This window comes from Candidatus Arthromitus sp. SFB-mouse-NL (assembly GCF_000709435.1).
Taxonomy (GTDB): domain Bacteria; phylum Bacillota; class Clostridia; order Clostridiales; family Clostridiaceae; genus Dwaynesavagella.
The window spans coordinates 828,657-852,623 of the sequence record NZ_CP008713.1 but is presented as its reverse complement, the minus strand read 5'-3'; the positions used below and the strand labels follow the sequence as shown (position 1 = coordinate 852,623).

28 protein-coding genes are annotated in these 23,967 nt (G+C 27.0%); 20 read left to right on the top strand and 8 right to left on the bottom strand.

Annotated features, from left to right (window positions below):
- Positions 1–5 precede the first annotated feature (5 nt).
- The 4 genes from SFBMNL_RS04165 (at position 6) to SFBMNL_RS04150 (ending at position 3,712) form a co-directional block, all read left to right on the top strand.
- On the top strand, positions 6–956 hold the full coding sequence (locus tag SFBMNL_RS04165; protein ID WP_242838734.1) for a TDT family transporter: 951 nt from the start codon (positions 6–8) through the stop codon (positions 954–956).
- Positions 957–974: 18 nt separating this feature from the next.
- Positions 975–1,712, top strand: a complete 738-nt coding sequence (locus SFBMNL_RS04160) for a phosphatase (protein WP_005806247.1) — start codon at positions 975–977, stop codon at positions 1,710–1,712.
- 168 nt (positions 1,713–1,880) lie between these two features.
- The gene (pyrR, locus tag SFBMNL_RS04155) at positions 1,881–2,432 is read left to right on the top strand and encodes a bifunctional pyr operon transcriptional regulator/uracil phosphoribosyltransferase PyrR (protein ID WP_005806249.1); all 552 of its coding nucleotides are present in this window, start codon (positions 1,881–1,883) and stop codon (positions 2,430–2,432) included.
- A 71-nt stretch (positions 2,433–2,503) separates the two neighbouring features.
- Positions 2,504–3,712 (top strand): uracil-xanthine permease family protein, encoded by a 1,209-nt coding sequence (locus tag SFBMNL_RS04150; RefSeq protein WP_042294637.1) that lies wholly within the window; start codon positions 2,504–2,506, stop codon positions 3,710–3,712.
- A gap of 26 nt (positions 3,713–3,738) precedes the next feature.
- Here the strand turns inward: SFBMNL_RS04150 and SFBMNL_RS04145 are convergent, their stop codons facing one another.
- The 6 genes from SFBMNL_RS04145 to SFBMNL_RS04120 all read right to left on the bottom strand — a co-directional run bounded on the left by SFBMNL_RS04145 (position 3,739) and on the right by SFBMNL_RS04120 (position 7,959).
- Entirely contained in the window at positions 3,739–4,932 is a 1,194-nt protein-coding gene (locus SFBMNL_RS04145; protein WP_042294636.1) for a pyridoxal phosphate-dependent aminotransferase, read from the bottom strand.
- A 217-nt stretch (positions 4,933–5,149) separates the two neighbouring features.
- Positions 5,150–5,458, bottom strand: a complete 309-nt coding sequence (locus tag SFBMNL_RS04140) for a hypothetical protein (RefSeq protein ID WP_042294635.1) — start codon at positions 5,456–5,458, stop codon at positions 5,150–5,152.
- Positions 5,459–5,566: 108 nt separating this feature from the next.
- Positions 5,567–6,220, bottom strand: a complete 654-nt coding sequence (locus tag SFBMNL_RS04135; protein WP_042294634.1) for an ABC-2 transporter permease — start codon at positions 6,218–6,220, stop codon at positions 5,567–5,569.
- Positions 6,213–7,073: an ABC transporter ATP-binding protein gene (locus SFBMNL_RS04130; RefSeq protein WP_005806256.1), complete on the bottom strand. Its 861-nt coding sequence runs from the start codon at positions 7,071–7,073 to the stop codon at positions 6,213–6,215. The genes SFBMNL_RS04135 and SFBMNL_RS04130 overlap by 8 nt, the downstream gene beginning before the upstream one ends.
- The gene (locus SFBMNL_RS04125; protein ID WP_014017927.1) at positions 7,074–7,448 is read right to left on the bottom strand and encodes a GntR family transcriptional regulator; all 375 of its coding nucleotides are present in this window, start codon (positions 7,446–7,448) and stop codon (positions 7,074–7,076) included. It abuts the gene before it with no gap.
- A 160-nt stretch (positions 7,449–7,608) separates the two neighbouring features.
- Positions 7,609–7,959: a hypothetical protein gene (locus tag SFBMNL_RS04120; RefSeq protein WP_042294633.1), complete on the bottom strand. Its 351-nt coding sequence runs from the start codon at positions 7,957–7,959 to the stop codon at positions 7,609–7,611.
- A gap of 206 nt (positions 7,960–8,165) precedes the next feature.
- Between SFBMNL_RS04120 and SFBMNL_RS04115 the strand changes: the two genes are divergently transcribed.
- Positions 8,166–9,311 (top strand): phosphatidylinositol-specific phospholipase C domain-containing protein, encoded by a 1,146-nt coding sequence (locus SFBMNL_RS04115; protein WP_242821352.1) that lies wholly within the window; start codon positions 8,166–8,168, stop codon positions 9,309–9,311.
- A 36-nt stretch (positions 9,312–9,347) separates the two neighbouring features.
- Here SFBMNL_RS04115 and SFBMNL_RS04110 read toward each other — a convergent pair whose 3' ends face one another.
- Positions 9,348–9,722, bottom strand: coding sequence for a TM2 domain-containing protein (locus SFBMNL_RS04110; protein ID WP_005806262.1), 375 nt, complete (start codon positions 9,720–9,722; stop codon positions 9,348–9,350).
- Between the two features lie 185 nt (positions 9,723–9,907).
- On the opposite strand from SFBMNL_RS04110, the gene miaB reads away from it, so the two are divergent.
- Positions 9,908–11,188 (top strand): tRNA (N6-isopentenyl adenosine(37)-C2)-methylthiotransferase MiaB, encoded by a 1,281-nt coding sequence (miaB, locus tag SFBMNL_RS04105; protein ID WP_014518722.1) that lies wholly within the window; start codon positions 9,908–9,910, stop codon positions 11,186–11,188.
- Positions 11,189–11,418: 230 nt separating this feature from the next.
- On the opposite strand, the gene SFBMNL_RS04100 is transcribed toward miaB, so the two are convergent.
- Entirely contained in the window at positions 11,419–12,483 is a 1,065-nt protein-coding gene (locus SFBMNL_RS04100) for a site-specific integrase (protein ID WP_042294632.1), read from the bottom strand.
- 400 nt (positions 12,484–12,883) lie between these two features.
- Here SFBMNL_RS04100 and SFBMNL_RS04095 point away from each other — a divergent pair, with 400 nt between their 5' ends.
- The 14 genes from SFBMNL_RS04095 (at position 12,884) to SFBMNL_RS04030 (ending at position 23,966) form a co-directional block, all read left to right on the top strand.
- Complete coding sequence (locus SFBMNL_RS04095) at positions 12,884–13,285, top strand: hypothetical protein (protein ID WP_042294631.1); 402 nt, start codon at positions 12,884–12,886, stop codon at positions 13,283–13,285.
- A gap of 285 nt (positions 13,286–13,570) precedes the next feature.
- Positions 13,571–14,536, top strand: a complete 966-nt coding sequence (locus SFBMNL_RS04090; RefSeq protein WP_042294630.1) for a DNA-methyltransferase — start codon at positions 13,571–13,573, stop codon at positions 14,534–14,536.
- Positions 14,533–15,078 (top strand): tyrosine-type recombinase/integrase, encoded by a 546-nt coding sequence (locus SFBMNL_RS04085; RefSeq protein WP_042294629.1) that lies wholly within the window; start codon positions 14,533–14,535, stop codon positions 15,076–15,078. The genes SFBMNL_RS04090 and SFBMNL_RS04085 overlap by 4 nt, the downstream gene beginning before the upstream one ends.
- A gap of 227 nt (positions 15,079–15,305) precedes the next feature.
- Positions 15,306–16,013 carry a hypothetical protein gene (locus SFBMNL_RS08100; protein ID WP_052341896.1) on the top strand — a complete coding sequence of 236 codons (708 nt, stop codon included), beginning with the start codon at positions 15,306–15,308 and terminating at the stop codon, positions 16,011–16,013.
- Between the two features lie 28 nt (positions 16,014–16,041).
- A complete protein-coding gene (locus tag SFBMNL_RS04075; protein ID WP_042294628.1) occupies positions 16,042–16,752 on the top strand; it encodes a Panacea domain-containing protein in 711 nt (236 codons plus the stop codon).
- A 246-nt stretch (positions 16,753–16,998) separates the two neighbouring features.
- Positions 16,999–17,295: a DUF3310 domain-containing protein gene (locus tag SFBMNL_RS04070; protein WP_052341895.1), complete on the top strand. Its 297-nt coding sequence runs from the start codon at positions 16,999–17,001 to the stop codon at positions 17,293–17,295.
- A complete protein-coding gene (locus SFBMNL_RS04065) occupies positions 17,279–17,644 on the top strand; it encodes an HNH endonuclease (RefSeq protein ID WP_052341904.1) in 366 nt (121 codons plus the stop codon). The genes SFBMNL_RS04070 and SFBMNL_RS04065 overlap by 17 nt, the downstream gene beginning before the upstream one ends.
- Position 17,645: 1 nt before the next feature.
- A complete protein-coding gene (locus SFBMNL_RS04060; RefSeq protein ID WP_042294626.1) occupies positions 17,646–17,891 on the top strand; it encodes a helix-turn-helix domain-containing protein in 246 nt (81 codons plus the stop codon).
- Between the two features lie 114 nt (positions 17,892–18,005).
- Entirely contained in the window at positions 18,006–18,494 is a 489-nt protein-coding gene (locus SFBMNL_RS04055) for a phage terminase small subunit P27 family (RefSeq protein ID WP_042294625.1), read from the top strand.
- Positions 18,491–20,170 (top strand): terminase large subunit, encoded by a 1,680-nt coding sequence (locus SFBMNL_RS04050; RefSeq protein ID WP_042294624.1) that lies wholly within the window; start codon positions 18,491–18,493, stop codon positions 20,168–20,170. The genes SFBMNL_RS04055 and SFBMNL_RS04050 overlap by 4 nt, the downstream gene beginning before the upstream one ends.
- A 10-nt stretch (positions 20,171–20,180) precedes the next feature.
- A complete protein-coding gene (locus SFBMNL_RS04045; RefSeq protein WP_144238982.1) occupies positions 20,181–21,410 on the top strand; it encodes a phage portal protein in 1,230 nt (409 codons plus the stop codon).
- Between the two features lies 1 nt (position 21,411).
- A complete protein-coding gene (locus SFBMNL_RS04040; RefSeq protein ID WP_052341894.1) occupies positions 21,412–22,035 on the top strand; it encodes an HK97 family phage prohead protease in 624 nt (207 codons plus the stop codon).
- Positions 22,028–23,164, top strand: a complete 1,137-nt coding sequence (locus tag SFBMNL_RS04035) for a phage major capsid protein (RefSeq protein WP_042294622.1) — start codon at positions 22,028–22,030, stop codon at positions 23,162–23,164. Before SFBMNL_RS04040 ends, SFBMNL_RS04035 begins: the two co-directional genes overlap by 8 nt.
- Complete coding sequence (locus tag SFBMNL_RS04030; protein WP_042294621.1) at positions 23,151–23,966, top strand: hypothetical protein; 816 nt, start codon at positions 23,151–23,153, stop codon at positions 23,964–23,966. The genes SFBMNL_RS04035 and SFBMNL_RS04030 overlap by 14 nt, the downstream gene beginning before the upstream one ends.
- Position 23,967 lies beyond the last annotated feature (1 nt).

The following is a 23,967-nucleotide window of genomic DNA, read 5'->3' as shown; positions in this document are numbered from 1 at the left end:
AAGGAATGAATAACATGAAAGATTTTTTATCAAAAATACCAGTGCCTATAGTTGCGGTTAGTTTAGGATTAGCATCTCTAGGAAATTTATTAAAACCGTCCTCCAAATTTCTGTATGCATTCTGTGGTATTCTTGCACTTATTTTTTTACTATTAATGATATCTAAAATTATTTTTTGTGCTCCAACTTTTATAGAAGAGTTTAGAATGCCTGTAACGTCGAGTGTATTCGCCTCATTCTTTATGGCTGTTATGGTATTAACAAATTATATAGCAGATCGATTCATTACATTTGCATTTATAATTTGGGTTTTTAGTGTTATCGGTCACATTATTCTTATCATATATTTCACAATACGTAGAGTATATAATTTCTCACTTAAAGATATTTTCCCAACTTATTTTGTTACTTATGTTGGAATTATAGTTGCAGCGATCACATCTGTTCCCTTTAAAATGCAACCTGTAGGAAAAGTAATTTTTGTTTTCGGATTAGCTGCTTATGTCGTTTTGTTTATCCTAATTACACTTAGATACATTAAACATGAAGTTCATGTGTCATTAAAACCTTTGTTTTGTATTTATACAGCACCTATGAGTTTAGCGATTGCTGGGTATAGTGCTGTCTTTGAACAGAAGTCACTTAAATTTTTATTTATTGCTGGATGTATAGCTCAACTTTTGTATTTAATTGTTTTGACTCAATTACCAAAATTATTAAGATCACAATTTTATCCTAGTTTTGCTGCATTTACATTTCCTTTTGTGATTACTGCGACAGCGTTAAAACAAGTTGTGGCTAATATAAGTACAGTTGCAACAATTCCTATATGGATGACAGCACTTGTTAATATTGAAATATTCATAGCAATAATATTAGTTTCTTATTCAGTAATTCATTATTTAATTTATTTATACAAAATCTTACCAATGAATAGATTAAAAAGTCAAAGTTAAAGATTGGAGTTTTAAAATATGAAGTTTTTAATAGATACTCATTCACATACAATTGCCAGTGGTCATGCTTATTCTACAATAAATGAAATGATATTAGCTGCAAGTAAAAAGGGGTTAAAGCTTTTATGTATTACAGATCATACACCTAATATGCCAGGTGCTGCTCACGAAATATATTTCAGAAATTTTAAGGTAATAGATAGGTTTCTTCATGGTGTTGAGGTTTTTATGGGGGCAGAATTAAATCTCATAGATTATGAAGGGGGAGTTGATCTTCCAGTTAATGTATTACGTCGGTTAGATGTTTGCATTGCAAGCTTTCATACTATTTGTTTAAAATCTGGAACACTTGAAGAAAATACAAATACTTTTCTTAAAGTTATGGATAACCCATATGTAAATATAATTGGACATCCTGAAAATGGAAGTGTTCCAATTAATTTTGAGGCAATTGTTGAAAAAGCTAAAAATACAAATACTCTAATAGAAGTAAATAATTCTTCTCTAAAACCAAATAGTAGTAGGACTAATACTCATGAGAATCTTAAAAAACTTTTAGAAACATGCAAAAAAATTGGAGCATTTATTACAATTGGGAGTGATTCCCATTTTTATACACAAGTTGGAGAAAATGAACTTGCTATTAAATTAATAAATGAGGTTAATTTTCCTCATGAACTAATAATTAATACAAATGTTCAAAAATTTAAAGAATTTATACAAATAAAACGTAAAAATATTATTGAAAAAATATAAATTAATATTTATAATGGTGTAAAGGGTTTTTTAAATGATACAGTGATATCATAAGGATCAGGATTACGTTGAAAATTATTTTGTCATATCAAATAGATATTTGCTCCATTTTGTTTATATAGTCCTCTATCCTTGTGATAGGGGATTATTTTTGTTTTATTTTGTTTTATGAGGAGGATAATTGTGAGGAAGTTATTAGATGAAAAATCTATCAGTAGATCTATAACAAGAATAAGTCATGAAATAATCGAAAAAAATAAAGGCTCTGATAACATTGTACTTATCGGTATTAAAACGAGAGGAATTTATCTTGCAAGAAGAATCGGTGAAGAAATAAAACGTTTCGAAAATAAAACTTTGGATATTGGAGAGCTTGATATAAGTCTTTACAGAGATGATCTCCAAACCATCTCAGAAGAGCCAACTATAAATGGTTCAAAGATAAATTTCGATATAAAAAACAAGGTTATTATTCTTATTGATGATGTTTTATATACAGGAAGGACAATTAGAAGTGCATTAGACGCTTTAATAGATATTGCAAGACCAAAGTCAATTCAATTAGCTGTGTTAGTTGATAGAGGTCATAGAGAACTTCCAATACGTCCTGATTATGTAGGTAAAAATATTCCAACATCAAAAGATGAAATTATACATGTGAATTTAAAAGAAATTGACGATGTAGAAGATTCTATCACAATAACTAAAAAATCAAATTAATATACCCTTTTAAATTAGTACAGAGATGCTAAAAAAGGAGACGTGTTCTCCTGATTATAAGGAGGTTTCTTATGAAAAATTTTATTTTGTCAATTCAACATCTTCTAGCTATGTTTGGTGCAACGGTACTCGTTCCAATACTTACAGGGTTCGATCCATCTGTTGCAATATTTTGTGCAGGTCTTGGGACTTTAATTTTCCACCTTTGTACAAAAGGTAAGGTTCCAGTATTTTTAGGTTCAAGTTTTGCATTCATACCAGTCGTTATATCAGCAAATCAAATTTCAAATGGTGATAGGGCTTTTGCACAAGGTGGTATCATTATTGCTGGTCTTATATATGTTATACTTTCCTTCCTAATTAAATTTATCGGTATCGATAAAATCAAAAAATATTTTCCTCCTCAAGTAACAGGTGCTATGATTGCCGTTATAGGTCTTAATTTATTGCCTAGTGCTATTGATATGGCAATAGAAAACTTAATGATATCTATAATAACACTAAGTATAGCAATATTAATAAATGTGTATGGTAAAGGATTTATAAAACAACTAGGAATTTTACTTGCTGTTACATCTGGATATATAATAAGTTTAATTTTTGGTGAAGTTGATATAACTTCTATATTAAACGCTAACTTATTCCAAATTCCAAATTTTACATTACCAAAATTTAGTTTGGAAGCAATAATAATAATTGCGCCAATAGTAATAGCTGTATTTATGGAGCATGTAGGAGACATGACAACTAATGGAACAGTTGTTGGAAAGAACTTTATAGAAGATCCAGGATTAAATAAAACTTTACTTGGAGATGGACTTGCTACAATTATATCAGGTCTTATAGGAGGACCTGCAAATACAACATATGGAGAGAATACTGCAGTACTAGCAATTACCAAAAACTATAACCCATCTTTATTAAGATTTACTGCTATATACGCAATACTTCTTTCATTCATAGGAGTATTTGGTGCATTTCTTCAAAGTATACCATCAGCAGTTATGGGTGGGATAAGTATAATGTTATTTTCAATGATAGCTTTTATAGGAGCAAAAACAATAAAAGATAGCAAATGTTTTAAAAATAAACGAAATTTAATAATAATAGCATCTATTTTAATAATAGGAATAGGAACAAGCTATTTAGGAAATAAGGGAATATCAATCGGTATTCCAATAACTTCAAATGTATCTATAACAGGATTAAGTTTAGCAGCTATTGTTGGATTGATATTAAATAGAATAATAAATAATAAGGAATTCAAAACTTCAAAATAAAAAAAGGGGAGTTAATTAACTCTCCTTTAATTTTTACTATTATAAACTTTTAGTCCTTCTTCTAGAATATGAAGTGCTTTCTCTAAATCTTCAACTGATATACAATAGGATAACCTTATTTGAGATTTTCCAAGTTCTCTATCAATATAAAATCCTTCAGCAGGTGCGAACATAACCGTTTCATTATTTATACTAAAATCGGTTAAAAGCCATTTACAAAAATCCTCAGCATCATCAACAGGTAATGAGGCTATTAAATAAAATGCTCCTTCAGGTTTATATATTTTAACTCCTTCTATCTTTTCTAGAATTCTGCAAACCTCATTCCTTCTTTCTTGATATAAATCCCTAACACTTTCTATATAAGACATAGGAATTTTCAATAAAGATAAGGCTGTATATTGTTCAACGGATGATGTACTAAGGCGTGATTGACAAAGTTTAACAATTTCTTCTCTTAAATTTTTATTTTTAGTTGCTATCATTCCAACCCTTGAACCGCAAACACTATATCTCTTGGATAAGCTATCTACTAACACTAGATTTTCTCTTATCTTTTCAATAGAAAATATGGATTCATATTTTATTCCATCATACACAAGCTCACGATAAACCTCATCAGATATAATATATAGTTCTTTTTCATAAGCTACATCTGCAATCATTTGGAGTTCATTTATTGAATAAACAACTCCAGTAGGGTTTGATGGATTTGAATATAAAATTGCCCTTGTTTTTGCTGTAACTCCTAGTTCTATAGATTCCTTATTTTTAATGTGAAAACCATCATCTATTGAAGTTTTAAATGGTACTAATTTTACTCCACAAGAACTTGCGATTGTGTTATAGTTACTGTAATATGGTTCAGGAACAAGTATTTCATCTCCCTCATCACACATAATAAGAAATGAAAATAATAAAGCCTCACTACCACCATTTGTTATATAAATTTCTTCGGGAGAATAGTATATGTTATTTTTCTTAAGAAAATCTGAGAATGCCGATCTTAACTCATCAATTCCTTCAGATGACTCATAACCTAAAACTTTTTTATCATAACTTTTAAGTCCTTCGAAATATTCTTTAGGAGTAGCAACATCAGGCTGTCCTATGTTCATATGATAAACCTTTAATCCTTTTTGTTTAGCTTCTTTTGCAAATGGTGTTAATTTTCTAATAGCTGATATTTTTGTATTTTTTATTCTGTTTGAAATTAACAAATAATCACATCCTAACTTATTTAGTAAACAATTTAAAAATTATTAAAATATTTCATTATGTATTATATCAATATTTTAGAATTAAATAATGATTTTATCAATTTTTTAATAGTTAACCTAAATAAATAATAAAAAAACAGTATAACATTCTGTATAAGAATAATTATACTGTATTCATTCAGATATTTGCTGTTTTGAAGTTAAAACTAAATTTAGTCTATAAACATTTAAGTCTAAATACTAAACCACTAGGAGCAGTCTTACTAAGAAAATCACCATTAGAACCACTAATACCTTTCAAATTTACACCTACATTATCATTAGTAGGTATTTGGCTTTTTGATTTACCTAAACTACTACCCCCATAACTACTTGTGTTAAATTTAAAAGTCGGTAACCAATTAGTCACTTTAATTGAACTTAATTTTAATGCCTGAGATGTTTGTTTCCCAAGTCCTAAAAATATAATAGATAATGACAATGCTGCAACTGATTTGTAGATAATTGAACGTTTATTTCTATTCATTATTATTAACTCCTACATATAAAACTTATGAATTAATTATAATATATTATTAACAAAGAATTCAAATTTATTATAGAAGAGTTAATATACTAAAATCCATATTTTTTATCATATCTCTTTATTTTTCAATATTTTAATAGATATTAATACAGAAATAATAAGTGTTATAATTGTAAAAATTATGAACGACGACATAAATAAGGTAGGTGAATTATCAATAACTGAAAATAAATTAATTATATTGGTAGAAACTTTTATAATTAAAAAAAACGTTATGAGGAATCCAACAAGAGGAATATACATAAATATTTTGCCTTTAATAAACCCGAATTTATAATATCCAGGTAATTGAAAAGAGAGATAAAAAATAAAGAGTATTATTCCTATAAAAGTAGACAATATAAATTCAAACACACTAACAAATTCCCCTAAAATCATTAATATAATAGATTGAGAAATTAAAGAAAATATTAATGAAATTAAACCTATTATAATGGAAGAAGTATATCTTCCAATAACTTCTTCACTCTTTTGGATTGGCAAAATACTATAAAGTCGTTCCATAGAATTCTTTTCTATAATGGAAAAAGTATATAGAGTTATTGTTGTAGGTACAAAAAACATTGCAAATGAAATTCCTGCTATCAAAGAACGATTAATAGCAGCAAAAATAATAGGTATTAACATTCTTAAATATATTGATTTCATATATGGTTTTATTATATAAAAGTCCAATTTTGTTAATTTCCAAATATTACTCATACCTTTCACCTCTATTACTAGTAAATATAATAATATCATTAATAGTTGCTGGTTCAATATTTAAATGTGCAAAGTAATTTGAATCCTCAGTTTTAATAAGAGCTTCAAATCCAGTAGCAAAATTTCTGATATTAATCATTTTTTTACTTAAATATTCAGATAATTCTTCACATCCTCCTTTGACTATCTGAAACATATCTACGAATTCATCTTTATTTCCACTAAAAAATAATTCTCCATAATTGATATAAGTAATATAATCAGCAACACGTTCTAAATCCTCAGTAATATGTGTAGAGAATAAAACACTGTGTTCACCATCTTCGATATATTCCAATAAAATATCAAGAAGTTCATCTCTTGAAACAGGATCAAGACCACTAGTGGGCTCATCTAATATCAATAATTTTGCGTCATATGAAAAAGCACATGCAAGCATAAGTTTCATTTGCATACCTTTCGATAATTCTTTTACTTTCTTAGAAGGCAAAATATGAAACTGCTTTAGTATTTTTGAAAATTTTTGCGTATCCCAATTTTTATAAAATGATGATATAGATTTTTCAATTTGTGAAACTTTCCATTCATCATTAAAATAATTAGAGTCAAAAACAACTCCTAAATTTTTCTTTGCTTCCTTTTCATCGATGATATTATCAAACCCTAAAATTTTCACTTCACCATCCGTACGTTTTATCATATTTAATATAAGTTTTATTGTAGTTGTTTTCCCAGATCCATTCGGTCCAATCAATCCCATAATATATCCTTTGGGAAGTGTAAAGGTAATATCGTGTAATTGGAAACTTTTAAAAGACTTTGATAGATTTATTACCTCTAGATAATTATCCATTTATTTTTCCTCCATTAAAATATTTAAAAGGTTATGTAATTCTTCTTTAGAAATGTTCGCAACACGTGCCGTATTTATTGCTTCCAATAAATTGTTTTCTATTTTACAAATAAGTTGTTCCCTTAAAAGTTCAGAACCTTGCCCTAAGACAAAACAACCTCGTCCTTGGATATTCTTTACGAAACCTTCTTGTTCCAATTCCGTATACGCTCTAGTTACAGTCAAAACACTAATTTTTAATTCTTTAGAAAGCGTGCGTAGTGAAGGAAGTGTTTCATCTTTTTTCAAATCACCAGACATTATAGCTGATTTAATTTGTTGTTTAATTTGCTCATATATTGGTACTCCCGATATATTTGAAATAATGAGTTTCACAATCACCCTCCCAACTGACTATACTGTTATATTATTAATGATAACAGTATAACACATAGAACAGTTATATATCAATCTTTTTCTCACAGACCATAAAATAGACAAAAAAAGTGCCTCTTTTCCTATATAGGAATAAAGAGACACTATATATTTATTTATTTCATTTTTTAAATCCAAAATTGTTATATCTATCCCTAGTAATTCTCGGTACTTTTCGTGGATCCCTGCTGCTATCTGGGTATCTTACAGGACTTCTAGCAAATCCATCTCTTTGCAATCCAAATTTATTTGAAGTGCTTGGATCTTTTATAGGTGTCCTACCTAGTGATGTTCTTTGAAATGGTGATGGTTTTCTAGAACTACTAGATTTAGCTGTAACATCTGGAAAATTAGTAGGCAATTTTATTGGATTTGGTTTTATTGCATAAACCATTTGGTATGTACTACTTAAAAAAATGATAGACGATGATAGCGTTACAATAGAGTCAATTACAAATTTATTTTTATTCATTTTAAAACTCCATATATAAAAATTATGAGCACATAATAACATAATATTAATAATTGGTAAATTATTTTTTAACTATTTATTCATAATTTTTAAAATATCTTTAAAACTATTTAAAAAATTTCTTATAAATGGTAAAGTATTAATGAAAGGTAAACGAAAGTTTAATAAATTCAAATTTTTTAATAAAATTTGTAAATTTTCAAGAGGTGAAACAATTGAAAAAAGTTATAAGAATTCTATCTTTATTTTTATGTTTGTGCTTTTTTATGGTACCTATTAAGGCAAGCTCCCACACTCACAGTGGATATTCTCACGATTCGAGTGTAAATTTAAACAAATCAAACTGGATGTCTGGGTTATCAGATAATCTAACAATGAATGAGTTATCTATACCAGGAACTCATGATTCAATGGCATATGGAAATCATACTGACTTTACTTTAACTCAAAGTATGGATCTTGAAACTCAATTAAAGTCTGGAATACGATTTATTGATTTATCAGTTAAAAATAATGGAGAATTAAATCTTGGTATACATAAAGATATGGTATATTTAGGATATAGTCTAAATGATGTAATTAAAACTATTTCCGAATTTCTCAACAGACATCAAGAAGAAGTGGTACTAGTTAAAATTTCTGAATATGGGGATAAGACAGGAAATTTTGCATCAGAAGTTCAGAGGACTCTTGAAAAATCAGGTTATAGTCAATATATATTTGATGGTTCCAGTACAAGTAATCCTACTCTAGGAGAAGCAAGAGGACAAATAATTATTTTATCTGACTATTCTGGTAAAAGGTGGAAAACTATACCTTATAGCCAAAATGCAAGAATACAGGATAGCAATTATCTTTCGACTAATTGGGATTTATATTCAAAATGGGAAAAGGTTAAAAAACATTTAACAGATACAAATAACTCTCATAGTAAAAGTACTAGATATATAAATTATTTGAATGGTCATGGTGGAGTTTTACCTTATTTTGTTGCAAGTGGTCATTCTAGTTCTGGAACTGGAGATAGCAGGCTGTTAACTGGACTTACTGAACCAGGATTTAAATCATATTATCCAGATTTCCCAAGAGTTAGTAGATTTGGTATCTTTTCTTCAATTGCCTTTGAAGGAACAAATGTTTTAACACTTAACTATATTGTAGAAAAAGACGTAAGATTTACTGGAATTGTTGTTTCAGACTTTCCAGGAGCAGGACTTATAGAAGAAATTATAGATCTCAACTATAAAACAAACAGTTCATCTAATAATACAAGTGGAAGTGGAAATAATTCTGGATCAAGTTCAAGTACAACTAATAAAGATGGATGGGGATTTACATTCATGAATTCTTAAAAAATAAAAAGGAGCAATAAATTTGCTCCTTTTTATTTACCTAGTAATCTCTAATAACTTCTTATAGTTATATTCTTTTGTCGCATTCTGGATAAAAAATAAATCTATAAAAAATGCTAGTCCAAAAAACCAAAATGTTAATAGCTTTAAAATTCCTATTCCTATACTCCCAATAGTAAATCTATCTATACCAAATATTCCAAAAGCAATTGAAAACATAAAAGTCGTTATTGGATCTTTAAAATCTAAAGATAGCAAACTATTAAGTCCATTCTTATCCATCCTCATTAGTTTTTCTCTGATTAAATCCATCTTTGATGCAGGTAAAAATCTTTTATTAGTTAATAAAAACAAATTTATAAATGATTCATTTTTAATTATATTTTCTGTTTTTATGTTTGTCTGATCCATAATTCATCCTCCATTAATACTAAACAATGATACATTATATCATACTTTATTAGAAATTATTCAGCCTTTTATGTTATAATTAGTACAAATTCCTATGAAAAGAAAGGAGAGTAAATTTAATATTGAATTTTTTACAAACTAACAAAAAAGACAAACTGTATTTCATTGAAACATGGGGATGTCAGATGAATGAAGAAGACTCTGAAAAATTATCTGGGATGCTCATCTCTATGGGATACTCATCGTGCGAAAATCGAAACGATGCTGACATAATAATATTTAATACTTGCTGTGTCCGTGAGAATGCAGAACTTAAAGTTCATGGAAACTTGGGACAACTTAAGGGATTAAAGAAATCTAAAAAAGATTTAATAATAGCTGTATGCGGTTGTATGATGCAACAAAAAGGTATACCACAAGAAATATCTAAAAAATATCCTTTTGTAGACATAATATTTGGAACACATAACCTACATAAATTCCCTGAGTATTTAAATCGTGTTTTAATGAACGATGAAAGAATACTCGAGATTGAGGCTGGCTCTGATGAAATTATAGAAGGACTGACAATAGACAGAAAAAGCTCTTTAAAAGCTTTCGTTACTATAATGTATGGTTGCGATAATTTCTGTACTTATTGTATTGTTCCTCAAGTTCGTGGACGTGAAAAATCTAGGAAATCTGAAGATATAATAAATGAAATCAGAGAACTTGCTAAAGATGGATATAAGGAAATAACTCTTTTAGGTCAGAATGTTAACTCTTATGGAAAAGGATTAGAAGAAGATATTGATTTTCCTAAACTTTTAAAGAAAGTAAATGAGGTTGATGGTATAGAGAGAATTAGATATATGACATCACATCCTAAAGATTTTTCTGATGATTTAATTGAAGTTATGAAAAATTGTGATAAGGTTTGCAGTCAATTGCATCTTCCTGTTCAAAGTGGTTCAAATAGAATATTAAGAGTTATGAATAGGCATTATAAAAAAGAAGAATATCTAGATAAAATCAAAAAAATTAAAAGCCTAATTCCTGATCTTGCTATAACAACAGATATAATTGTTGGTTTTCCTGGAGAAACTGAAGAAGATTTTGAAGAAACATTAGATCTTGTTCGTGAGGTTAGATACGATTCAGCATTCATGTTTCTATATTCAAATAGGAAGTTCACAGGTGCTGACATGATGCCTAATCAAATTCCTGATGAAGTTAAACATAAAAGGTTTAATAGGCTTGTTGAAACAGTTAATCAAATTTGTGCTGAAATAAATAAAACTTATGAAGGTAAAATTGTTAAGGTTCTTGTTGAAGGAAATTCTAAAAATGATGAAACTAAACTTTCTGGAAGAACTGATAATGGTAAACTTGTAAACTTTATTGGTGATAAAAATTCTATAGGAAAGATTGTGGATGTTAAAATTACAAATCCTAAATCATTTTCATTAGAAGGAGAACAAATTTAAATCTTAATGGTAGTTGTTTTATAACAACTACCAAATATTGATGTAAAACTATTTTTGGAAGAAGTCAATGAAAAAACTAACAAAAATAAAGAGTTAAATATCGATAGGAGAAATTCATTATATTTACATTCTGATACATTGGCAATATGATTTTAAATGCATTGTGTATAATTGTACAAAAACAAGCAGACAATTAATATCACATTAATAATATTTTATCTGCTTGTTTTTTAAAATATATTTCCAATATCTTTAAAGGTATTAATTTCATGATCTGGCAATATATGAGTGTATGTTTGCAAAGTAAAAGCAACATCAGAATGCCCCAATCTTTTAGATAACATCTTATAATCAATATTATTATTAAGAAGTAGAGTGGCATGTATATGGCGCAAATCATGTAAAGTAATACGTTTTAATTTATGTTTTCTTATAAAATATTCAAATGATTTATATAAATTTGAAGGATTTAATGGTTCTTCACAATTCTTATCATCATAAAAAACATACTTAGATTTTTTATTCAAATTGCGTCTCCTTAAAATATCTAAACTACGTTGTAACAATACTATAGTTCTAATACTAGATTTTGTTTTTGGCGGATTAATAATACGCATACCACTGACAACAACATAAGATTTATCGATTGAAATTAATCCTCTATCTAAATCTACACAATCCCAAGTTAATGCACATAATTCACCACGCCTAAGACCAGTTTCGAGTAATAATATAATCACATCTGCATATTTGAATCTCTCCAATAAAGGTAAATACTTTTCTAAATCTGATTTACTCCAAATTTTTTTAATACCTCTATATTTCGGAGGTAAGGTTACATCAATAAAAATATCACTATCTATATATTTGTTTTTTATGGCAAAATTAAAAAATGCTTTTAATTTTATAGCTATATACCTTGTAAAACCTCTATGTGTTATTAAACTACACTGCATCATAAAATCTATTATATCCTGTGTTTTAATTTTTCTAATATCCGTATAATACTCCTTAAAATGTTTTTTGAAAAAATTAATATGATGCTTATATGTTCTTATAGTTGTTTTTCTTAGAAATCTTAATTCACAATCTTTTAGATACAATTTACAAATATCCTCGAACGTTTTATACGATGATTTAATATTCTCACCATTTTGTATCTTATTTGCCTCTTTTATGCAAGCCTTTTTCGTTGTAAATCCAGATTTTCTCTTGTATTTTTTCTTACCACGTTCATCCAACCCAAGATATACACAATATTCCCACTTCCCATTATTTTTTTGTTTAATCACCATAACAACATTACCCCTAGATAAAATATAAAATTTATTTTGTTGTTTTTAGGTGATTTTATACTTTTTCTGAAGGTCGAATATTCAAAAAGTGAATGTTGAACATTCAAAAAGTGAAGGTTCTAAACATAATATGAATATAACTATAAATATAACATCTCTCTTGTTAAGATGAAAAATTGAAATAGAGTTTATAGTGAAGGATAAGATAATTAATTTGTGATGAGTCTATTTGACAATTAAAAAATTAAGTCTTTATAATTGTTGCATTAGATAAGGTAAGTTATAAATTTTAAGTACGCATGTAAAATTGATGTAGATTGAATTATTTTAGTTAAGTTTGTTAGTTTGTAATGTTTATGTGGTCTACTTATCAGTATTATAATTGGTGAGGTTGTTTGCGATGGACAAAAAGATAAGAACTATTAAAAAACTAAAGGAATATGGGAGCGTGGAGAAAGATATACTGCATCTTAGGAATAAAATAAATATTATTGATAATAAGATAACTAAAATTAAGACAAGCAGATTAGATGATACTGTAAATCAAAGTGATGGGTACATACTTGAGAAGTTAATAGATGATAAAGTGGATTTAGTTAAAAGACTAAATATTAAATATCTTGAAAAAGATTATATGGATAGTGCATTAAATATGATTGATAAAAGGGATAAACAAATTTTAGTTGATATTTATTGTAAAAAATATACGATAAATAGTATTGCATCGAGTGTAGGATACTCGGAACGACAAGTTAGACGTAAGAGGGATGATGCTATTATGAGTTTAAGCGTATTTATTTGAAAATTAGATGTAAATAAAGAAAATCATAAAATTAATAACAAAAATAGAAAATTGATGTCCGAAAAAATGTCCAAAAGATGTCCGCTTTTTTAAAAGAAAATGTGTTAAAATGATAAAGTACCGAATTGTAAAGAAATATATTTACACAGTACTCCATAAAATTTTATATTGTTAAATAAAATGATTTGTAACAAAATGATTAGATACTAATCAAAATATTTTATAAACTGCTAAATCCTTGTTTCAATGAATGAGGATTTATTGTTTTTTTATTAAGAGGTGTTCATGCTAAGATTAAATAAGATATATAATATTGACTGCTTGGATGGACTTAAAGAAATAGATGATAGATCAATAGACTTAATTTTTACTGACCCACCATATAATATCAAATATAAAAATGAGGGATGGGATTTTAGAGATGATTATCTAGGTTTCATGGAAAAGGTGTTTGTAGAGTGTGATCGTGTACTTAAGGATACAGGGTCATTTTATTTTTTTCATAATCAATATTATACAATTCATGTATTACAGGATATTATTGATAATAATACAAGTTTTTATTGCAAAAATTTTATAACTTGGCATAAGAAGAATTTATTAATTAAAAATTGGGGATATCCTAGTAGGAACAAGAAGACTTGCTTAAATAAGTTTTTTCAAACATGTGAGTACATCCTTTATTACACTAAAAGTAATCTAGATACTAGGACTATAGTACATAGAGATAAAAACAAATTTAGAGAAATTAGAGATTATCTTAAAGAAGAAAAGATTAAATCTAAGTTAAAATATAAAGAGATGTATCACATTTTAAAATCTCACACTTTTAAGCATTATTTTTCTGACTATAATTTTATTTTTCCAAGTGAAAAAGACTACAAAAAACTACAGGTAGTAACTGGATGTTTTAAGAAAGAATATGAGGAATTAAAACAAGAATATTTAAGACAAAAAGAAGAGTATTATAAAGAGATAGGTGTGACTTTTAATAAGTTTGATTTAGAAATGGAAAATTTTATAGAAACAACTATAAAGAATTCAAATAGAATACATCCATGTCAAAAACCAAGGGAAGTAATAGAAAGATATACAAGAATTAGCACGAATACAGGAGATACTGTATTAGATTTATTTTCAGGGAGTGGGATGATACCAAAGGTGGCGAAAGAATTGAACAGGAAATATATAGGGTTTGAATTAAATAAAGAATATTATAAAAAATCATTAGATTTTATAGATGACAGATGAATTATACAGAACCAATAAGAGACAAGGAATTATTAGGGGAGATAGCGAGATATTTAAAATCTAATAATAAAAGGGATTATGTACTATTTTCACTTGCTGTTTACTCAGGATTAAGGATAACTGATATTTTAAATTTGAAAGTTAAAGATGTTAAAAACAGAAATGAATTTATATTAGTTGAGAAAAAAACAGGTAAGAGAAAGACTTTAAATATTAATCCTAATCTACAAAATATTTTAAAATCATTTATTAAAAATAGGGATGATAAAGAGTATATAATATCTTATAGAGATAATGGCGATAGACCAATAAGTAGAGCTAGAGCATTCCAAATAATCAAAAGTTGTGGAGATAGATTTGACTTGAGAATATCACCACACAGTCTACGTAAAACATTTGGATATTTTCATTATAAAACTAATAAAGATATCATAATTCTTCAAAAAATATTTAATCATTCTCACGCTGATATTACCTTTAGATATATTGGTGTAAATTCTGAGACTATAAAAAAATCAATAAATAATTTAAAATTTTGGTAGATTTTCATTTAAAAATGAAGGTCTTTTTTATTTTTTTGAATAGAACTATCCATATTGAGAGCAGGTTTAATTCAAAGGTGTAAAAAATACATAATCTAGTAAATAAGCAGGTTTGTAAGATGTAATGGAATTTAACACAATATTACAATATGTTTAATTATAAATATCTATGGTATAATTTAATTATATAAGACATATAATATTAAGTTCTAACTAATGGTGGATTAATGAAATTAAGTATAATGATAGACAATTATGTAAGATTAGTAGGAATAGTAGATTCTTTATATTATGTTTATGAAAATTCAATTATAAAAACTGATAGTTATAAAAATTTAGATAAGATAAATTTGAATAAAAAAAGAGTAGACGATATTTTTTCTAACTATATAGTAGATAAAGAATTTAATGATTATATTCAATTTTATATAAATTCTTTTAATAATGTATTTATCACAAATGATTTGAAAGCAGTAGATAATATACTTTCACAAATAGAAGAGGGTATTTATTTCGTTAAGCAGGCACGTTATAGAATAAAGAGTCCTGAATCTATTATGAATAAGTTAGCTAAATACACAGATCGTAAAGAGAATGGCAAAATTAAAATAAATAAATGTTTAAATGATTTGTTTGGAATTAGATTTATTATAGATGATTACAATAAATTACGTAGAGAATTTATAGATTATTTGGATATACGCATAAATCAAGAAGGGAAATTTAGAAATAAAATCAAATTAACATCTAAAGGATATAATGATATCAGTCCATATATAGCTGATCATGTTTATTTTTCGAGTAGATTAAATAATAATATTTTTCCAATTGAATTACAGATTTGGGATAGTTTAAACACGGAACTTAATGAGAGATCTCATAAAATATATAAGAGAGGATATATGGATTGGACTAATCAATATAACGATATATAGAATTTATTTATATAGGGGTGAGAATAAGATGTATAAACACGTTATATTTTTGTATACCAGCTATTTTTGTAAGAAAAAGTTAGCATTACATTATTGTTATGATGGTATTAACGTTAAAAAGTATACAGATATTATAGATAATGTAAAGAATCAATTTTCCCACCTTGATTTTAATATTCATGTTGTATATACAGCTTCAAGTAATTTTAATTCTATATATGATATAGATAGTTATTTTGAGGATACTGAATTTATCGATTATTTAGATTATAAAAAATTTATTAGCTATATTAGTAAGGATACAAAAATTAGTGCGATAGATGTAGCTAAAGCTATATTATGTAAAAAGGATTTAAGTAATTTGGAATTGCAAAAGATATTATATTTCGTAGCGGTTAGATTTTTAAAGAAATATGACATACAATTATTTGAGGAAGAATTCGGATGTTGGGAGTTTGGACCTGTAGTTTCAAGTGTTTATCATAATTATAAGGAATATGGTAAGAAAAGGATATCTATAGATAATAAATTTAAGGTAATTGTATTTAGTAAACTATCAAGATTTGATCATTATTATGATTTATTGTATATAATTGATGATGTACTCGAAGAGTATAAGAACTGTCTTCCTAAAACTTTAGTTGATATATCTCATAAAAGTGGTGGAGCATGGAGGGAAAGTCAAAAACTAGGTAATAATACAATATCATGGGATCTTATGAAAAGCTGTAATGATTAGTTGAAAGTTTAATGGTGATTTATATATTTAATCACCATTTTTATATATTAAATAAGGATTAGAATGAAGTATTAATAATTTAATTTAAAGCTTAAAAGAATTAGGTACTGATTAGAATATAATAAAATAAAAACTAGTTAAAAAATATAGCTTGAATGAAGAAAAAATTAAAAAGTATTTGAATTAAAAAAGTTACTGAATTTATTTCAGTAGCTTTTTATTTTGGGGAAAAAGGAGATTTTAAAAATGAATAATAATGTTAAACAAGATAATAACGAAATTGATGTAAATGAATTAGGGAAAATGTTTGATAAGGTTAAGGATTTAATTTTAAATTCTGAACATTATTCAGGTAGGATTGAAACTATAGATTTTATAAATGATAAATTAACTAAGGAACAGTACATAGGTTATTTAAAAGGGAATATTTTAAAATATTTGAGTAGGTGTGAAAAGAAAGGAAGTACAAAAGAGGATTTACTAAAAGGATTTACATACTATTTGTGGTTAGTACATGGTATTGACAATGAAAAAGTTATGTAATAAGTTTGGATGTAATAACTTAATAAACTTAAAAGATAAATATTGCAATGAACATAAAAGGGAAATTCAGAATCAAGTAAAGAGATGGCGTAAGGATTATGATGATAAACGTAAGGGCGACAAATACAGAAAATTTTATAAAAGTGTACAGTGGAGAATAGTTAGAGATTACATACTTAAAAGGGATAACTATATTTGTCAAGATTGTATAAAAGATAACAAAATAACTATATGTAATACAGTCCATCATATTATTGAGGTTAAAGAAGATTACTCTAAAGCGTTAGATGAAAATAATTTAATAACACTTTGTGCTGATTGTCATAATAAAGTACATAATAGGTTTTAATATGGATAGGTTTGAATATTTGAAAAATGTTGGTAAGCGTATTAGAAAGGTTAGAATATTACGTGGATTATCACAAGATGAATTAGCTAAAAGGTGTGGATATAAATCTAGGTCTGCAATAAATAAAATAGAAACTGGTATTAATGATATACCAATATCTAAAATCAAGATAATAGCAGAGATATTGGATGTAGATGAAATGATTATATTGAATGAAAATAAATTTATTAAGTTTTGGGATGATTAATAATATCTTATGTCCCCCCTATGTTTAATTGTTTTAATATGGGTCTAAGGGTACCGTGGGGGGCAGTTTCGTTTTCAACAAATTCCCTAAAAAATCGTTGAAAGGGGGGAGAGTATGGGGAGACCACCGAAATTAACACTAGTTAACAAAAAACACTTGACAAAAGATGAAAAACGAAAAAGGAAAGAGAGAGAAGATAAGTTATTAAAGAGTAATAAAATTGATAAAATTAAACCTCCTTCTTGGTTATCTGCAAAAGCTAAAACCTTATTTAATGATCTATCTGAAGATTTAATAGATTTAAATGTATTAAACAATTTGGATATTAATTCTCTTGCTTTGTATTGCCATCACTATACAAAATTTTTAGAGCTTGAAAAGGAGATTAAAAAAGAAGGAGAAACCATTGAATACACTAATAGAGAAGGATTTACTAATGTTGTAGAAAATCCTAAATTAAAGATTAAGAATAAGTATTTTGAGATTTTAAACAAGCTATCAAAAGAATTTGGTCTAAGTCCATTATCAAGATTAAGATTAACAGTACATAGCAATGAGAAAGAAAGCGAAATACATAATTTCAATGGGGCATTTAAGTTATGACAAGCACAGAACTTAAAAATAGAGTTATCAAGTATTGTAATAAGATACTCAACGGTAAAATTAACGCTTGTAAAAAACATAAACAAGCCTGTTCCAGATTCTTTAGTGACATAAGAGAGGATAGCAATTATTATTTAGATATAGAAGAGTTAAGACTCATTAATTTATGGGCAAGTTATTTTACATATTCTAAAGGTGTACTTAAGGGACAAAATATAGAACTTACGGATTTTCAGTTATTTATTATAGTTAATATATTGTGCATTAAAGATAAAATTACAAACTATAGAAAGTACAAAAAGGCTTATATACAATTAGGGCGTAAAAATGGTAAGACACAATTAATATCTATAATAGCAAGCTATTTTTTGTTTGTAGTTAAGGAACAACAAGAGATATATATAACAGGTTGGGGATTATCACAGTCTGAAATATGCTTTCGTGAAGTTTCTAGACTTATTAAGACAAATAAATATTTAGATGGATCTTACTATGCTATTAGAGATAAACTTACTAACAAAAAAACAGGATCTATTGTTGAGCCTTTATCCCTTGGAGCTATAAACACTGGAGATGGTAAGGATGTTAGCCTTGCGATAATTGATGAGTATCATTGCCATAAAACAGATGAGATATTAAATGTCTTAGAGGGTGGTATGATTGCAAGAACTGAACCATTAACACTTATAATAACTACTGCTGGATTTGATTTATATTCTCCATGTCACAAGGAGTATGAATACTCTGGTATGCTATTATCTGGTTCAATACATAATGACGAATATTTTTCCTTGATTTGCGAGCTTGAAAAAGAAGACGATATAAAAGATGAGAAAAACTGGATTAAAGCCAATCCACTACTTGCTACGTATGAAGAGGGTATCAATAATATTAGAACATTTTTAAGGGAATCATTGGACAAACCAGAAAATATGCGTAATTACCTAACCAAACATATGAATAAGTGGGTACAGATAGGAACATCCAATAACACATACCTTGATATAGATAAGTGGAGTAAGTGTGTAAAAGATATTACCTTAGAGTATTTAAGAGAATGTAAAGTATGGATAGGTATAGATTTATCATCAACTATTGACCTGACAAGTATAGGTATAATAGGTGTTAGAGATGATAAGTTTTTTATATTTAATCATAATTTTAGCCCATTAGAGTATATAGATGAAAAAATAAAGTTAGAGAAAAAACCATATGATTTATGGGAAAAACAAGGATATATAACACTAACATCAGGTTATACAGTTGACTATAGAGTATTGATTAGATATATACAGAAGATAGAGCAAGAATATGGATTAGAAATACAAGAAATATGTTACGATCCATGGAATGCTAGTATACTTGCAAGAGATTTAAATGATTTAGGTTATAACACTGTTGAAATAAGACAAGGTATAAGGACGCTTGGAGAAGCAACTAAAACATTTAGAGAAAAAGTATACAATCAAGAAATAGTACATGATAATAACCCAATACTTAATTTTGCTGTTTTAAATGCTATTACTATAAGTGATACTAATGGTAACTTTAAATTAGATAAGAGAAAGGCAAAAGAGAGAATAGATCCACTTGCATCAGTTATTAATGCTTTTGTAAGAGCTATGTATAGTCAAAATGAGAAAGAATTAATATTTGATATATGGAAATTTGATTAATGGAGGATATATGTTTAAGAAGATATTTGAATTTTTTAAGAGGAACAAAAGTCCAATCATTGGAATTAATTTAAGAAATAACTTGAATTTATTACCTTCTTTAAATGGTGGATATAGAGAAAAATTATTAGAAATACATAGTTTAATTTATGCAGTAGTTGATAGAAAGAGTAAAGCTATTGCTCAATTACCGTTAAGACTATATAAAAATGATATGGTTAAAGAAAATAAATGTGTATTTAAACGTAAGAGTACAGTTAATAACGATATATCTTATATTTTAGATACGTCTCCTAATAACAATATGACACCGTATATATTTTGGAGAACTGTTATAGCTCAAAAAGAAATATATGGGAATTCCTATGTTTATATTAAGAGGAATAGTATAGGGGAGGTGGTAGAACTTAATATTTTAGATCCATCAAAGGTAGGCATATATTTAGATAAACTAGGTGAGGTTTATTATAAACCATATAATGATAAAGAGTTATATTTACATAATTTAGATATTCTCCATTTCTCGAGCATTTATGTTTCAGGGTATAAAGGAATTAGTTTTTTAGAGTGTTTAAGGAGTCAATTAAACTTTAAAGAAAATGTTATTAAAATAAATTCTGAGCAGATGGAAAAATCAATAAAGGCAGGAGCGACATTAAAACTTCCTAGTAATTTATCTATTGAGAAAATGAAGGAATATAAAGAACAATTTGAAAAAAGTTATTCTCAAGGATTTAATGGTCTTGTAGTACTAGATTCTGGTATGGTTTTTGAGCAAATAAAGTACGATATTAATGATTTAAAACAATCAGATATAAATAAAATAACCGCTAAAGAGGTAAGTTCAGTTTCTGGGCTACCTCTTTTTATGTTAGGAGAAACCGATGGGAAATATGCAAATATGGAACACCAAACAATAGATTTTGTTCAAAATTGTATAGCTCCAGAAGTTGTCTTAATAGAGCAAGAACTTAATAAAAAATTATTAAATGAACAACAAATAAAAGATGGGTATTATTTCAAATTTAATGTTAATGCTTTAATGCGTGCTGACATGACTACTAGAGCCCAATTTTACAGAGAAATGGTTTCAATGGGGGCTATGACACTAAACGAAGTTAGGAGTTTAGAAGATTTAGAAAGTTATGGAGAAATAGGTGAGAGACCAGTAATATCTCTTAATTATTCATACTTAGATACGCTTGATCAACATGAAAGAATTTTAAATGGAGGTGATTAATATGGAAGATATGAGTATTAAAAGGAGTTTTGAAATCACCTATAGAGCTAAAAAAGATAATGATAATAAGAAAATAATACAGGGTTATGCAGTTGTATTTAATACTTGGACAGATATAAATAGCTTTGGAGAATCGTGGAAAGAGTGTATACGAAAGGGAGCATTTACTCAAAGTCTTAAAGAAAATTCTATACTTGCGTTATATAATCACGATTTTAACAATATTTTAGCTCGTAAAGATGTAAATATGAAACTTATTGAAGAAGATAGAGGACTTTATTTTGAAATTGAACTTCCAAACACAACTCAAGGGAATGATTTATATGAACTTATTGATAAAGGTATAGTTAATCAGTGTAGTTTTGCAGGATATGTTAGAAAAAATATTTGGAGTAAAGATGATGGAGGGAATATCCTTAGAGAAATTCTTGAAATTGATTTAATTGAAATAACTATAACTCCAATACCAGCTTATGAAGTAACAGAAGCAGAAGTTAAAAGGAGTAGAGAAATTAAATGCAAAAACCAAAATAGAGAAAATAATGTAGATTTTGAAGAGATTATTAGAGAATCAAAAAGAAAATTAAAAGAAATTAGAGAAAGTGAGATGAATTTAAATGAGTAAAAGAACAGTTTATGAGATTAAAAGAGAACTACAAAATTTTAATGAGCAATTACAAAAACTTTATAGTGAGAATGTAGAACTTGCTTTATCCAATGATTCAGAAGGAATAACAAGAAATAAGAAAGATATTGATACAATTACAACAAGCCTTGAAGTTCTTAAAGGAGAACTTGAAAGGAGGGAAAAAGAGTCTATAAAAGTACAAATAAATAATGATGATCCGATTATTTGTAGGGGAATTTATTATAAAAGTATAATTTTAGGAAATGAAATACCAGAAGATGTTAAAAGAAGTTTATTTGGAGCAAATCTTACTCCAAGCACTGGAGGAGAAAAGTTAATACCTACGACATTGGCTAACGAACTTTTACGAGAACCTCTTAAAGATAATCCACTTAGAAGTATAATGACAATTACTAATACAAGAGGACTTGAGATACAAAAAGTATCCTATGAATTAGAAGATAATAACTTTATAAAAGATAATGAAACTGCAAAAGAATTAAAATTAACTGGTGATAAAATTAGTTTTGGAAGGTTTAAATTTAAAGTTAAATGTAGGGTTTCTGATACTGTATTATACGGCACTAATGCTGATTTAGTATCTTATATAGAAGGAGCGTTAAAAGAAGGGTTAGCAGAGAAGGAGAAAATTTGTATATTTAAAACTACAAATTCAGGCGAGGAACATATGAATATATATTCTTCTCAAAATGCGATTAAAGAGGTTGAAGGAGAAGATTTATTTAAAGCAATAAAAACAGCATTATCAGATCTGGAAGATAAATATTATGAAAGAGCCAGTATAGTTATGAAAAGAAGTGATTATACAAACATGATAGACAAGTTATCAAATTTTAATACTGATTTTTATAACAAACAACCAGAACAAGTATTAGGAGTTAATGTTATATTTTGTGAATACGCAGAAAAGCCAATAATAGGTGATTTTTCTCAATTGCATTTAAATTACGATATAGATTCTGTATTTGATTCTGGAAAAGATATTGAAAATGGTCAGGAATTATTTGTTTTAACAGCTTGGGCAGATATACGGATAAAATTAAAATCAGCCTTTAGAATAGCTAAAGTAGCTTCTACAAGAAGTAAAAAGATTGAAGATAAGTAAAGGAGATGAAATAAATATGGGAAATGTTTTAATGCATGAAAATGAATTAAAAAGGGATTTATTTAAAAAAGATAAAACATCATTAAGAGAAGTAGTAACAATAACAAATATTAATGATTTAATTTTACCTCGTATATCATATAAGGTTGATGGTATTGAATATGAAAATGAAGTAGAACAAGAACTTAAAACAAAAAGTGATTTAATAAAGTTTACTAAAAATAAGTTTAAAATAAGTGTTAACATACCTAATATAGTAAATGATGTAGATAATAAATGGGTCATAACATATTTAAAGGATAAATTAAGACAAGCATTAGAATATAGAGAAAAATATTGTATATTTAAAAATATAAATACAGAAGAAGAACATATGAATATATATTCCTCTCAAAATGCTATCAAAGAAATTGAGGGAGAAAATTTATTCAAAACAATAAAAAATTCATTAGCCGATTTAGGGGATATGTATTGCGAAAATACTGCAATAGTTATGCGTAAAACTGATTATATAAAAATGATATGTGATTTATCTGATGAGAATAACAATTTTTATAATAAACAGTTTGAATCAATATTAGGTGTTAAATTAATATTTTGTGAATTTGCAGAAAATCCAGTAATAGGGGATTTTTCTAAATTACATATAAATTATGAAAATGGTATTTTATTTGAAAAGGATGTTAATGTAACAGATAATTTTAATAAAATTATTGTTTCTGGAAATTTTGATATTAGATTATTATTAACTTCTACATTTCGTATAGCATCAGTATCTAAAACTGATAAAAAATATAATTAAT